At 57.5% G+C, this 13166-nt stretch carries 10 protein-coding genes and 2 pseudogenes; 3 read left to right on the plus strand and 9 right to left on the minus strand.

The window, feature by feature from the left end; translation table 11 throughout:
• From ACUVTA_RS05640 to hisS, 4 genes and pseudogenes are all read right to left on the minus strand, one after another.
• Positions 1 to 192 (minus strand): annotated as a pseudogene (locus tag ACUVTA_RS05640) (Na/Pi cotransporter family protein); the annotation flags it as partial.
• Between the two features lie 54 nt (positions 193 to 246).
• Positions 247 to 1194: pseudogene (locus ACUVTA_RS05645) on the minus strand (Na/Pi cotransporter family protein).
• 143 nt (positions 1195 to 1337) lie between these two features.
• Positions 1338 to 3164: an aspartate--tRNA ligase gene (gene aspS, locus ACUVTA_RS05650; RefSeq protein WP_445951994.1), complete on the minus strand. Its 1827-nt coding sequence runs from the start codon at positions 3162 to 3164 to the stop codon at positions 1338 to 1340.
• Positions 3165 to 3209: 45 nt separating this feature from the next.
• Positions 3210 to 4496 (minus strand): histidine--tRNA ligase, encoded by a 1287-nt coding sequence (gene hisS / locus ACUVTA_RS05655; RefSeq protein ID WP_445951995.1) that lies wholly within the window; start codon positions 4494 to 4496, stop codon positions 3210 to 3212.
• A gap of 220 nt (positions 4497 to 4716) precedes the next feature.
• On the opposite strand from hisS, the gene ACUVTA_RS05660 reads away from it, so the two are divergent.
• Positions 4717 to 5115: a TIGR04086 family membrane protein gene (locus tag ACUVTA_RS05660; RefSeq protein ID WP_445951996.1), complete on the plus strand. Its 399-nt coding sequence runs from the start codon at positions 4717 to 4719 to the stop codon at positions 5113 to 5115.
• A 3-nt stretch (positions 5116 to 5118) separates the two neighbouring features.
• On the opposite strand, the gene ACUVTA_RS05665 is transcribed toward ACUVTA_RS05660, so the two are convergent.
• Entirely contained in the window at positions 5119 to 6309 is a 1191-nt protein-coding gene (locus ACUVTA_RS05665) for a M24 family metallopeptidase (RefSeq protein WP_445951997.1), read from the minus strand.
• 136 nt (positions 6310 to 6445) lie between these two features.
• Here ACUVTA_RS05665 and ACUVTA_RS05670 point away from each other — a divergent pair, with 136 nt between their 5' ends.
• Positions 6446 to 8272 (plus strand): DUF342 domain-containing protein, encoded by a 1827-nt coding sequence (locus ACUVTA_RS05670; protein WP_445951998.1) that lies wholly within the window; start codon positions 6446 to 6448, stop codon positions 8270 to 8272.
• A 69-nt stretch (positions 8273 to 8341) separates the two neighbouring features.
• Here ACUVTA_RS05670 and glgA read toward each other — a convergent pair whose 3' ends face one another.
• Both glgA and galT read right to left on the minus strand, forming a co-directional pair.
• Positions 8342 to 9832 carry a glycogen synthase GlgA gene (gene glgA, locus ACUVTA_RS05675; protein WP_445951999.1) on the minus strand — a complete coding sequence of 497 codons (1491 nt, stop codon included), beginning with the start codon at positions 9830 to 9832 and terminating at the stop codon, positions 8342 to 8344.
• A complete protein-coding gene (gene galT, locus ACUVTA_RS05680; protein ID WP_445952000.1) occupies positions 9825 to 10871 on the minus strand; it encodes a galactose-1-phosphate uridylyltransferase in 1047 nt (348 codons plus the stop codon). Before galT ends, glgA begins: the two co-directional genes overlap by 8 nt.
• A 227-nt stretch (positions 10872 to 11098) precedes the next feature.
• On the opposite strand from galT, the gene ACUVTA_RS05685 reads away from it, so the two are divergent.
• Positions 11099 to 11779, plus strand: coding sequence for a septum site-determining protein MinC (locus ACUVTA_RS05685; RefSeq protein ID WP_445952003.1), 681 nt, complete (start codon positions 11099 to 11101; stop codon positions 11777 to 11779).
• Between the two features lie 18 nt (positions 11780 to 11797).
• Here the strand turns inward: ACUVTA_RS05685 and ACUVTA_RS05690 are convergent, their stop codons facing one another.
• Positions 11798 to 12346 carry an NUDIX domain-containing protein gene (locus ACUVTA_RS05690; RefSeq protein WP_445952001.1) on the minus strand — a complete coding sequence of 183 codons (549 nt, stop codon included), beginning with the start codon at positions 12344 to 12346 and terminating at the stop codon, positions 11798 to 11800.
• A gap of 14 nt (positions 12347 to 12360) precedes the next feature.
• On the minus strand, positions 12361 to 12948 hold the full coding sequence (locus ACUVTA_RS05695) for a DUF3786 domain-containing protein (RefSeq protein ID WP_445952002.1): 588 nt from the start codon (positions 12946 to 12948) through the stop codon (positions 12361 to 12363).
• Positions 12949 to 13166: the final 218 nt, after the last annotated feature.

Below are 13166 nucleotides of genomic sequence, written 5' to 3' on the forward strand. Positions count from 1 at the left end.
ACCCTTCTCGAACTCCCGGCGGCTTAAAGGCCGCCGGAGTAGGAGGGTGATGTAAGCCGTCGCCTTCGAGAAGAGCGTGTTGACTACGTTTTCCTTATAAATCATCCGCTCCGTCAAATCGTACTTGTTGAAGCGCAATACCCGGTCCACATCCCGAAACATCCGCAGCACCTCCGCCCGAGAGCCGCGCAACCTCCCGGTAGGCTAGGCCCAGAGCAATCGAAGGGATGTCGAGCAGGGCTTCGTTCAGGTACCGCGGTTCGAAATCGGGAATCTTTTTTCCGGTAGCAGCCGTTCCAGGGCCCGGGCACCGAAATTGCGGAGCGGGAAAAAGGCACAGGTGACGAAGACATTAAAGAGGGTATGGGCGTTGGCCACCTGGAAGCTGGGTGACGAAGTAACGCTGGTCAACCAGTTGACAAACGGCACCGCAAAAGGAAACACGAGAACGGTTCCCCCCACCTTGGCTAAAACATGCGCCGCTGCAACCCGCTGCGCTTCGCGGTGGGAACCGAGACTGGAGAATACCGCCGTAAACGAGGAGCCAACATTTGCGCCGAGAATAAAGTAGAAGGCGGCAAGCGTATCGATCAGGCCCTGGGAGGCCAGCACCACAATAACGCCGAGGGCCGCCGCGCTGCTATGAATCAGGAAGGTAAAGATCGCGGCGATCAGAATCGCCAGCAGCGGGCTGGAACTTACCCCCAGTAGCGCCTCTCTTAAAACAGTCGAGTAGCGCAGGGGGTGCCATCGCGTCTCCCATAATCTTCAGGCCCAAGAAGAGAAGCCCGAAGCCGATGACCGCCTGCCCTACCTGCCGGTAGCGGTCCTTCTTGCTAAAAAAACGATGAGGGCCCCTACACCCACGATGGGAAGCGAGATCTCCGTAACCTTGAGGGCGATGAGCTGGGCTGTAACCGTGGTCCCGATATCGGCACCGAGAATCACGGGCAGACACTGGCGCAGCGTAACCACCGACGCGGCCGCAAGCCCCACCAGGATCACCGTCGTCGCGGTGCTGCTCTGGAAGAGGATCGTAACCACCGCTCCGGCAACGACCCCGAGAAAGGGCCGGTCGGTTACGGCGCCGAAGATCTGGCGCAGCCTGTGGCCCGCGATTTTCTGTAGGCCCTCGCTCATGACGCTGATACCGTACAAAAGAAGCCCCATGCCACTTAACAGCATAAGGGCCATCGTCGTAAGCGATAATTCCTGCGGCAAAACTACACTCCCATTTTGGCTTCGTCCGTCTGAAAGCTCTCTTAATCAATTATATCGCGAAAACAGGGCATAATTTAACGTTCTGCGCGAAATTTTTCGTTCTAATACCGGATCTCTTAACTACTTTTGCCCCCGATTGCCGGGCCAGAGACCTGCGCCCGGGCTACAGCTGGCTCTTTTAGTTGCAGTCGGATATGTAGCTCCGCAAGTTGGTGCGCCGTAACGGGTGCCGGCGCTCCTGTCATCAAGTCCTGGGCGCTCTGGGTTTTCGGGAAGGGAATGACATCCCGGATCGTCTTTCGCCCGAGAAGCAACATCAGCAGGCGGTCAAAACCGAAGGCGATCCCGCCGTGCGGCGGCGCACCGTACTCAAAGGCCTCAAGCAGGAAGCCGAACTTCTCGACAGCTTCCTCCGGCCGCAAACCGATCGTCCGGAAGAGCTCCTCCTGGACCTCCCGCCGGTGAATCCGGATACTGCCGCCTCCAAGCTCGACGCCGTTTAAGACCAGGTCATAAGCCTTAGCCCGGACCCGCCCCGGATCGGTAGCCAGCAGCGGGATATCTTCCTCCCGCGGCGCAGTGAACGGATGGTGGACGGCAACATAGCGCTGCTCTGCTTCATCGTACTCGAGTAGCGGAAAATCGACGATCCACAAGAAGGCGAATCCCGCCGGAATAAAGCCGCGCATCGCCGCGAGATGTGCGCGCAGCGCCCCGAGGCTACGCTGCACCACCGGCGGCCGGTCAGCGACAAAAAGGAGGAGGTCTCCCGTGCCCGCCTCCAGCCGGCCGGCAAGCGCCTCAATTTCCCCCGGCTTAAAGAACTTAAGGATAGGGGATTTTGGCCCCTCAGACGTAAGCTGGATATAGGCCAGACCCTTCGCGCCGAAAAAAGCCGCGTAGCGGGTAAGCTCGTCAATCTCCCGCCGGCTGAAGGAGGCTGCGCCGGGAACCGCAAGCCCCTTAACGCAACCACCCGCGGCAATCGCCCCCGCAAAAACCTTGAACTCGCTGCCGGCCACGAGATCCGAAACGTCCGTAAGCCTCATCCCGTAACGAATGTCGGGCTTATCCGTACCGTAAAACGCCATCGCGTCTGCGTAGGTAAGGCGCGGGAAAGGAGTTTTCACTTCAACCCCCGCCACCTCCCGGCAGACCGCGGCAATAAGCGCCTCGCTGAGGGAGAGCACGTCGTCCACATCGACAAAGGACATCTCCATATCGATCTGGGTGAACTCGGGCTGCCGGTCGGCACGGAGGTCCTCATCCCGGAAACAGCGCACGATCTGGAAGTAGCGGTCCATCCCGGCTACCATTAAGATCTGCTTGAAAAGCTGGGGGGACTGCGGCAAAGCATAAAAACGCCCCGGGTTCACCCTACTCGGCACTAAATAGTCGCGCGCTCCTTCCGGCGTGCTCTTAGTGAGCATAGGTGTCTCAATCTCCCAGAAGCCGTGCGCGTCTAAAAAATCACGGATCACCTTTGCCGCCCGGTGGCGCATCCGGAGCGCTTCCTGCATCTCTGGCCGGCGCAGGTCCAGGTAGCGGTAACGGAGCCGCAGGTCCTCGTCAACGTTAACCTCGTCCTCGACCAAGAAGGGCGGCGTTTTGGCCCGGTTGAGAATCTTACAGGCGGTTGCGTAAACCTCCACTTCCCCGGTTTTAAGCTTGGGGTTTTCCGTTCCCGGAGGCCGCCTGCAGACTTCACCCTCAACCCGCAAAACATACTCGCCCCGGACTGCTTCTGCTATCTTAAACGCATCGGCGCTAACCTCCGGGCTGAAGACCACCTGCACAATCCCCTCGCGGTCCCGGAGATCGACAAAGATGAGACCGCCGTGGTCCCGCCGCCGGTGGACCCATCCAGCCAGAATAACCTTTCTCCCAACGTCCCGCTTCGTCAAATCCCCGCAATAGTCGCTACGGTACACTTCTCTTCCCATTACCGCCAAAATCCTCCCACTTCTTGTCGTCACTAAAGTAAAGGGTCATTCCTCCCCGTCTCTCACCGGCCCAAGCGCTCTTCGGAGCCATGCAACCAGCGCCGCCTCCGGAACCTCCACCTGCTCTCCCGTACCCATAGCGCGCACGGAGACATTACCCCGGTCGAGCTCCTCCTCGCCGACGATAACCACCCATTGCGCGGCGCGCCTGTTTGCCTGTTTCAGCTGTCCCTTGAGGCTCCGGCCACCATAATCCCGCTCCGCCGCGATCCCGGCAGCCCGGAGTCGCCGGAGAATTGCGGGCACACGCCCGGCTGCCCTCTCCCCCGCAAAGGCAACAAAAACCTTCGGGGCAGACACCCCGGGCAACGCCACCCCCTGCTCCGCAAGCGCGAGGAGGGTCCGCTCTAACCCGACGGCAAAACCGACTCCGGGGGTAGGCGGTCCGCCACACGTCTCGACGAGTTTATCGTAGCGGCCACCGCCGCCGATCGCGCTCTGGGCCCCGATCCCGGGAACCAGAACCTCAAAAGCGGTACCCGTATAGTAGTCAAGGCCCCGCACGAGACGCCCGTTAACCGAAAAACTTATCCCGCAGACCGCAAGCTCCTTCTGAACCGCAGCAAAATGGCTACGGCACCCGTCGCACAGGAAATCAAGCGGGACCGGCGCCTCCTTGAGAAGCTCCCGGCAACCCTCTTCCTTACAATCCAGAATCCGGAGGGGATTCCGCTCCACCCGCTGAAGGCAGTGGGAACATAGCCCACCGGCCTTACCCCAAAAATATTCCCGGAGCGCAGCGACCAAGGCCTGGCGGCATGTAGGGCAACCGACGCTATTGATCTCCAGTTGTAGCCCTTGCAGTCCCAGCCGGGCGTAAAAATCCATTAAGAAGCAGATTACTTCGGCATCGGCCACCGGCTCGGCCGCACCGAAAACCTCCGCCCCAAACTGGTGAAACTGTCGGTAACGCCCTGTCTGTGGGCGGTCGTAGCGGAACATCGGCCCGATATAGTATAGCTTTACCGGCTGCGGCCACGTATGAAGCCCGTTCTCGATAAAGGCCCGGACTACTCCTGCCGTTCCTTCCGGGCGCAAGGTAAGGCTCCTGCCCCGGCGGTCTTGGAAGGAGTACATCTCTTTCGTCACGATATCGGTATCCTCACCCACGCCCTGTTGGAAGAGCGCGGTAAATTCAAAGATGGGCGTTCTTATCTCCCGGTAGCCGTAAACCCTGGCCAGCTCGTGAATTACCCGCTCCAGGTACTGCCACCGCTCCGTTTCTCCCGGAAGGATGTCGGCCACACCCCGCGGTTTTTTCACTATCTGCATACTCCTTTAACCGTCCCTTGATTTGAAAACTAAAGAAACCCGCGTCCGTCAGCGGGCAAGAACTCTTGCGGCGGCCACCCGGCCAAAGTAATTTTACCACCGCCCGGTGCAAGTTGCAACGCAAGCGGCTTTTCTTGGCGCTACTCTGGTTATTTTTTAAAGACCAAGGGCATAAAAATCTTTCAGAAAACACAACCAATACCAGAGACGGGGTGGGCATATGGGTCTGGAACTCGAAAAGGAACGGTCCCGCGGGCTAAATTTTCTTGCTATCGGCCGGGGTACGCTGATAGGTGCCGTAGCCTCCCTCACCGGGACCCTTCTTATGGCTGCCACCTACTACTTCACCAGCCTCTCCGAAAAGACTTTTCCCTACATCGTTTCCTTCGTCCTCTTCCTCAGCGGTATGCTCGGGGGCAGTCTCGCCGCAAGAGCCGCCGGCAACCGCGGTCTTATCCACGGCCTCGCAACCGGGACGGCCCTTTTCCTTCTGCTGTGGCTTGCCGCAGCAGCCGTCTTGCCCGGTCCCGTAACCTCCGGGATGCTACTCAAAAAATTCTTCCTCCTTGCCTCGGGCGGAGCGCTCGGTGGCTTTCTCGGTATCGCCCTCCTGCCGTAGAAATCACCGCAGCCGGTAAATGCCGTCGGGGAAATTGGTAAGCCGTTTCACCCCGTTTTCAGTCATGACTACCGTATTTTCGATGCCCACCGCTCCTTCACCCGGAAAGACAAACTTCGGCTCAAGCGCAAAAACCATTCCGGGTGTCAGAGGCTCCTCGACTCCCGCGGCGAGTACGGGAAGCTCGTTAAGCTCAAGACCGACCCCGTGGCCGATAAAACGGACCGGTTGCCGCCAGCCCTGAAAATTATCCGCTAAGTCCGCCTTCTGGGCCATCGCCACCGCCAGTTCGTAAAGCGCCCCACCCGTCACGCCCGGACGGGCGGCCTCCAGAACCGCTGCCTGGATCTCCAGCGCTACGGCGTGGGCCCGCGCCAGCCGCCCGTTCAGTTCTCCAATCACGAAAACACGCGTCGCGTCGGTGATATAACCGCGGTAGGCGAAGCCGTAGTCGACATAGAGCGGTTCATCGGCTTTAAGCCGCCGCCATCCGGCACCAAACGCGAAGCTCGGGTCAAGACCCGGCCCGCAAACCGGCCCGTCAAAAAAGGACGGCGCCGCCCCACTCGGCCCGGTGAGCAAGTGTCCCATAAAAAAATCATAGTTCATCCCGCGAAACCGCACCAGCCCCTGGTGCCCGAGCCGCCTCGCCTCCCCCTCCAGAAGGCCCGCCATCTCCACCTCCGTTCGGCCCACCGCCGCTACCCGCGGCACAGCAGCGAGCATCTGGTCCAGGCGACGGCCGCCCTCCGCCAGGATTTCAATCTCGTAGAGCGACTTTACCGCCCGTTGCTGGCGGATGAATCTGGAAACATCGATAAAGCGGGTACCTGGAAACAATTTCTGGTACCGGAGATAGATGCTCACCGGCAGGACATCGCCCTCATACCCTAGAACCTCCGGCTTTGGCAAACCGAAGCTGCTGAGGGTCTCGGGAATCTCTCCGAAACGCTGCAAAGGCACCACGTTTTTCAGCGCCGCCGTCAGGTGTGCCTGTTCGTAATCCCGGCGGACCATGAAAACCGGCTCTCCTACCGCCGGAATATAAAGGTGCCCGCTCTGACAAGTCCCGGAGTAGTAGAGGATATCCGCACTCTGAGTCAGAAGGGCCGCCGTAATCCCCTCCGCCTGCAGGCGCTGCTGAAACCCCTGCACCCGCCGGGAAATTTCCCCCTGGAGCAACTCTTCCGGCAAAGAATATCCCCTCCGTAATCATTTGGCAACAGTATAAGAAAATGGCTCCTTAAAGTAAATAGTCAGAAATAATAAGGAAGGATTTTGGGTAATTTTGTCGAATTTTCGTTTTAAGCCGACCGCGGAGGTGAGCGCCTTGTCAGAAAGCCAGTTAATAGAACCCGGAGTAGCCTGGGTTAAGGACGGGAAAATTTTTGTTCGTGATCCCGGAGAAAGCGGCCCGCCAGCCCTCATTTCCCCTGGCCCGGGCATTCGCCTTATCGTCAACGGCACCGAACAACAAGGGTTAACGCCCGTTTGCGAAAAAGATAAAATCGAAATCATCCCCGAAACGTACGAAGAGCCCGGGAGAATTGCGGTTCTGGTCGCCCCGACCAAACTCAAGGCTTACCTCGACGTCCGCCTGACGAAACGCACCACCTACCGGCTCGCCGATACCGAGCCTCAGCAAAACCTTGTCTTAGAAGCGGTGCCGGTAACTGAAGAACTGATGCCGCTCGATAAAGAGGGGTTGCGCCGCCTCCTCACCGAAAACCACGTCACCCACGGCATCTTAGAAGCAGCAATCGCCTCCCTTTACGAAAAGCCCACCAACGGACGCCTCCTCATCGCTGAAGGGAAAAGCCCCGAACCACCAGTCGACGAAAAGGTTCTGGTTACCTGTTGTGTAGATGGTGAGGCCAGACCGGTAATCTTCGAAAACGGAACAGTCGATTACCGTAACCTGGGCCGCTTCCCTTCCGTAGAAGCTGGGGCCGTCCTGGCGGTTAAGCAACCCGGAGTACCCGGGAAACCGGGCTTCCGCGTCGACGGTACGCCTATTGAACCACCGCCGCCGAAAACCGTTGAGCTGGAGGCAGGCGCCGGCGCTACCCTTTCCCCTGACGCCAAATCGGTAATAGCGACAGTGAGCGGCCGACCGGTCATCCGCCAGGCAGGTAACCGCCATCTATGTTCGGTGGAACCCTACCTTAAAATCAAGGGGGATGTAAACCTCGAAACCGGTCACGTAATCTTTAAGGGTGATGTAGAAATCGCCGGTAGCGTGCGCGAAGCGATGCGGGTAGAGGCCACTGGAAAGGTTTTTGTCGGTGGCGAGGTCGCCGAAGCTACCGTCGTCGCCGAAGGCGACGTCGTAGCCCGGAGCATCATCGGTAGTACGGTCCGGGCAGGCGGCCCAAAAGTATACTTCGAAAAGGTTAGACAGGCAGTCACCGAAGTGGCCCAGCTTTTAACCCAGGCGCTGCGCAACGTGGAGCCAGCGCTCCAGCACGCGGCCGCCCGCGGCCGTAAACTTACCCCCCCAGGCGCCCTCCTGATGTTAATCGACAGCCAATACCAGCGCCTTCCTCATGCGGTTAAGGAACTGGTTAAATTAATAGAAACGGCACCACAATTTAAAATCAAGGTACCGCCTCCCTGGCGGGAAACCATTTCGAGCTTGAGCGACCTCTTTCTCAAATTTGGTCTGGCTACGGAGCAGAGTTTAGAAAACGTTCTAAATACCCTAAAAGAGATCGTCTCGCTCCAGATAGAGGTTACCAAGCTTGCCTCCGGGGCCCAGGCAGGAATAACGGCCCAATACGTGCTCAACAGCGATCTTGAGGCTACCGGTAACGTTCAGATAACGGGCCAGGGAGCATTTAATTCGAATATCCGGGCCGGTGGCAGTGTTAAAGTCCTAGGCATTTTTCGCAGTGGTGAAATAGAGGCTCAAGATAACGTTTTCATTGGCCTCGCCGGATCCGAGATCGCGGTTAAGACCGTCGTTAAGGTACCCAGCAATAAAAAGATTGAGATCAAGAAGTCTTATCCCGGCGTGGTGCTTTACGTAGGCAGGCAGGTAGCCGAAATCACCAAGCCGCAACGCGAGGTTCACGCTAACCTTAACAGCGAAGGGCGCATCGAAATCAACGCCATCTCCTGGGAGCCCGAAACCCAGGGGAAAGAGCCACCTGCCTGACCGGTAAAAACGCCAACCTAAATAACCGTCGGGGCTTAAACGTTCCCTGCCGCACCGGCGTAAAGGGTCTCACGCCGTCCGCAGCGCAACTGCGTTACGGGAGATAGCCTCCCGGTATAGCTGCAAGTACTCTACTGCCGACCGCGCCCACGAGAAGTCTGAGAGCATCGCGTTCTTCACTATGCGCTGCCAGAGATCAGGGTTATCCCGGTAAAGTTTCAAAGCACGGGTAATCGCGGCGTAAAGTTCTCTGCCGCTACAGTCGGTGAAAACAAAGCCGTTACCGCAAAGCGTCGCCGGGTTAAACTCTGTCACCGTGTCGGCCAACCCTCCTGTTGCCCGGACCACCGGAATCGTTCCGTAACGCATGGCGATCAACTGCCCCAGGCCGCAAGGTTCAAACCGCGAAGGCATCAAAAAGATGTCTGCCCCTGCGTAGATGCGCTGGGCTAAAACAGGGTTGAAGCCGATTTGCAGCCCGATCTTCTGCGGGTAAGACCGTTTGAGCCTTTCGAACATCTTATGGTAGTAAGGATCGCCGGTACCTAAAACAACAAGCTGGATGTCGAGCTGCATCAACTCCTCAGCAATTTCGTCGATAAGGTCCAGCCCCTTTTGGGCCACCAGCCGAGAAACAATTCCCAGAACCGGAACGTCCCTGATCGGCAGTTCCATCTCTTTTTGCAGGGCGAACTTGTTTTCTTTTTTGTCCGCAACGTTATCGGCGCTGTAGTTCCGGTGGATGCGCGGGTCGGTGGCCGGGTTGAACTCGTGATAGTTGATCCCGTTCACAATGCCGTAGAGATCCTTAGCGCGCATCCGCAGCAGGCCGTCCATCCGCTCCCCAAAGGCTGGCGTCTGGATCTCCTGGGCGTAGGTCCTGCTCACCGTGCTGATGACGTCCGCGTAAAGGATGCCCGCCTTCATAAAACTAAAGGTGCCGTAAAACTCGAGGCGCTCAGGGCGGAAGTATTCGTCACCGAGATTGAAGAGCCGCAGGGTTTCCCGTGGGAAATTACCTTGGTACTGCAGGTTATGAATCGTATAAACGGTGGAAATCTTCTGGTAAAACGGGTCGTGTGCGTAATGTGTCTTGAGGAGCAGGGGGATCGGCCCCGTCTGCCAATCGTTACAATGGATGATATCCGGCTGCCATCCCAGCCGGGGCAACATCTCCAGCACAGCAAAGCAAAAGAAGGCGAAGCGCTCGGCATCATCGGGGAAGGCGTAAATCCCGTCCCGGTAAAAGTAGTGGTAATTTCCGGTCAGGTAAACGGGAATCTCGCGCGTCTGTCCTTTGTACTGGGCCTCAATTCTTGCCTTTCTTAGGATACAGGTTCTTAACCGTCCTGCGACAGCAACAGGGAAATCAAGTGCATAATCCACACCTTCGATTCCCTTATAGTGGGGGAGAACAATTCGGACGTCATTACCTTGCTCGTCTGCGCCGAAAGCCAGGGCTTTCGGCAGGGAACCGGCAACATCGGCCAACCCCCCTACTTTCGCAAAAGGAACGACTTCCGAAGCAACCATCAGGATCTTTAAAGGGCGGTCAAACACCAGCGCGCACCTCCTGAACCGCAGAGATAACCTCCGGACACCATTTCCCGGCCTCCCGCAAGGCGGCGGCGGCCATCTCCGGTGGGGTCGGGTTGATATAGCAGCCGGTACCAAGCTCAAAACCCGCGATAATCGTCAGCCGCGGGAGGATTTCAATATGCCAGTGGTAGTCCTCGCCGCCACCGTCATTAACCGGGCAGGTATGCAGCACCAGGTTATAAGGCGGGTCATAAACCGTCCACGCCAGGCGTCGCAAAGACTCGCGCAGCACAGAAGCCAGATCCCGTACCCCGGCCTCGTGGATCGCCGCAAAATCACGCTGGTGCTCCTTAGGTAAAACCCACATCTCGAAAGGAAAACGTGCTGCGTAGGGAACAAAAGAGATAAAGTGGCTCCCCTCCACCACCACTCGTTCGCCGGTTGCCGCTTCATGCTGCCAAACATCACAGTAAACGCATCTCCCCCGCTCCTCCCGGTAAGCGCGAACGCCGGCGAGTTCCTCTTTAATCTCGGCAGGGACCATCGGTATAGCGATCAGTTGGGAGTGGGTATGCTCCAGGGAAGCGCCCGCCACCGACCCTTTATTTTTAAAAATTGAAATGTACTTTAGCCTGGTATCCCGGCGCAGGTCAAGAGAACGGGCCCGCCACGCCCAGATCACTTCCGCTACCTGCCATTCGGTCTGGTTGATCAGGTTCGGCTCGTGGTCGGTAGTCTCAATAATCACTTCGTGCGCGCCGACGCCGCACCAGGTATAATAAATATCCTTACGAGTTACCTTATTATCTTCTTCGACCCGACAGGCCGGAAATTTATTAGGAACCACCCGGACCCACCAGCCCGGCCGGTTAGGTTCGCTACCCGGCTTCCGAAAAGCAAGCACTTCGGGCGGGGTATCGCCCTCGTGCCCTTCGCAAAGCGGGCACCGCTCCTGCTTTTTCTGTTCAAGGGGCGGACGGTAATCCGTAGGACGCTTCGCCCGCTCTGTGCTTACCGCAACCCACCGGTCCACCACCGGATCCTTACGCCACTCCGGCAAAACAGACTACCTCCTTTGACTATAAAATAATTGTCGGACAGGAGGAGAAAACAAGTTACTCGTTATATTAATATACCCGTCTTTTTTTGAAAAGCGCCCCCAGCGGGAAAAAGCGGCAACATTTTTCTGCCCGTGCAGGATAAAGAAGGAAAAATTCGGTTTATCCCGAATAGTTTCTTTTGAGAAACCGTTGATTTTTAAGAGCCGGGGTGAAAAAAGTGGGCAGAATGCAGGGTGTGCAGATTAAAGGAACACGCAACGGTCTTGTAATCATGCTCAACCCCGCCCGCACCTTTGATGAACTCAAAGAAAGCCTGCTCCACCAGTTGGAACAGGCCCGCGATTTCTTTAAAGGGGCACGGGTCACCTTTTATAACGGCCAGACTGAAATCCCTGCTGAACACAGGCAGGAACTCCTCCGGATCGTAGCCCGCTACGGATTGATTTATACGGACGATATCACTTACCCGTCTGCGGGTAGGCCCGTAGCACGAAGATTAACCGCCACGCCCAGCAACGCTATCTGCTCCAAACACCAGCAAGTTCTTTCCACCATACCGCCGGAACCCGCCGCGTTACCGGGTATAGGTGAGCCCGCGCTGCTCCTTAACCGGAGTCTCCGCGCAGGGCAAACCGTTAAAACCGAGAGGCATCTCGTGGTTACCGGAGACGTTCACCCCGGTGCCCAGGTGAGCGCCGGCGGGAGCATTGTGGTTCTCGGCCACCTTGCCGGGCGGGCCACCGCCGGCCTTTACGGTGACCGCACTGCGGTGGTCGTCGCCGGCCGCTTTGCGCCTGTAACCCTCTCCATCGCCGGCATCAGTGGTACGCCGCCGGGCAGGCCGTTGATTGCCGCCAAGGCCGTGCTCGAAGGAGATCAGATCGTTTACCGTTCGCTTTACAAATGAGCGGCGCCGCTTTTCCGGCTACCCTTTTCCCACCCCTTCGAGCATCCGGCTTGTCAGAAGTAGCCCGCAGATCGTCTTAGCGTCACATATCTCCCCCCGCAGGGCCATCGCTAGGGCTTCAGTAAAGGGTAACCGGACAATCTCTAAAAACTCCCCGTCGTCCGGCGCCGCCGTGCCAGGAATCAGGTCCCTCGCCAGGTAAAGGTGTGTAAGTTCGTTGGCAAAACCCGGAGTTGGATAAAAACGGCCGATTAACTCCAAACGCCTGGCCTTAAGCCCCACCTCTTCGGCCAACTCTCGCCGCGCGCAAGCCTCGGGCTCCTCGCCAGCCTCGATCTTACCCGCCGGGATTTCGAGCAGCTCTCGGCCAACCGGGTGGCGGTATTGCCGGACCATAACAACCTCAAGTGTTTCAGTAAGCGGCACAATAGCAACCGCCCCGGAATGCTCGACCACCTCGCGCGTGCTTATCCGGCCGTCAGGCAGGAGTACCCGGTCAACCCGAACGTTGAGAATCTTGCCTCGAAAAGGATATTCAGAATAGAGCGTTTTTTCTCGGCAAAGCAAGACCCTGAACCCCCTTAACTCAAAGTTTTTAGCACAGCACGCAAAGCGCCCACGCCCATCTGCGCTAGTACCACACAATCTTCCGTACTGAGATACCCAGGAACCGTAGCGTCGAAGAGAACGCCGCCGTTGGGCGGAAACTCCGCGTCACCGCCCCAGATAATAAAGGTTATGGGGACACGCGGCAAAGCCGGAAGCTCGACGGCCGCATCCCCGAAAGGCGCAGGCTTCCCACCCAACCGCTCCCCCGCCTTCAGAAGCAGTGATGGTTCCTTGCCAAACGTCGCCACCAGGGGCCGGATAACTCTGTTCGCGAAAGGCCCGTTGTAGATAAAACCGTCAGGCAATTCTTTAAAGGAAACCTTCTCTCCTTCCGGTAGCAGGCCGGATGCTCGCGTCAAGTAGTGCAGCAGGAGAATTTCCACCGTGGGCGCTACATCCTCCCCATCCCGAACGGGTAAAGCGTACACACGTCCGTAAAGCGGCACCACAAGCCTTCCTTCAAGATCTATCCTTACCCCTGCTTTGACGCCCATAACGGAGGTAACCCGCCGTCCGAATTCCTCCCGCGCTAAGTGTAAGGCCTTTTCGAGGTTCATCATTCTTTTCCCCCGACCCTTTTTGTGCTCCTTGTATGCCGTTACCCCAGCAACAGCCCCACCCGGCGCTATTCCCGATAGCACCACTTGTTGGTATATTTGATATCTGCTGTTTCTGTTTGTTTCCCTTAAAAGAGTTTCCCCATACCTAAATAATAACCCTTTTCCTAGGGTATAGCTATAAAAAGAACGTTACTGCTAAGACTCACGGTAAAATGTCA

The sequence above is a fragment of the Thermodesulfitimonas sp. genome (assembly GCF_052743955.1).

Bases quoted from the DNA above. Each gene is read 5' to 3' on its own strand.
- aspS (WP_445951994.1), bottom strand. From the start codon at position 3,164: ATGGGAAGAGAAGTGTACCGTAGCGACTATTGCGGGGATTTGACGAAG.
- hisS (WP_445951995.1), bottom strand. From the start codon at position 4,496: ATGCAGATAGTGAAAAAACCGCGGGGTGTGGCCGACATCCTTCCGGGA.
- ACUVTA_RS05660 (WP_445951996.1), top strand. From the start codon at position 4,717: ATGGGTCTGGAACTCGAAAAGGAACGGTCCCGCGGGCTAAATTTTCTT.
- ACUVTA_RS05685 (WP_445952003.1), top strand. From the start codon at position 11,099: ATGCAGGGTGTGCAGATTAAAGGAACACGCAACGGTCTTGTAATCATG.
- ACUVTA_RS05695 (WP_445952002.1), bottom strand. From the start codon at position 12,948: ATGATGAACCTCGAAAAGGCCTTACACTTAGCGCGGGAGGAATTCGGA.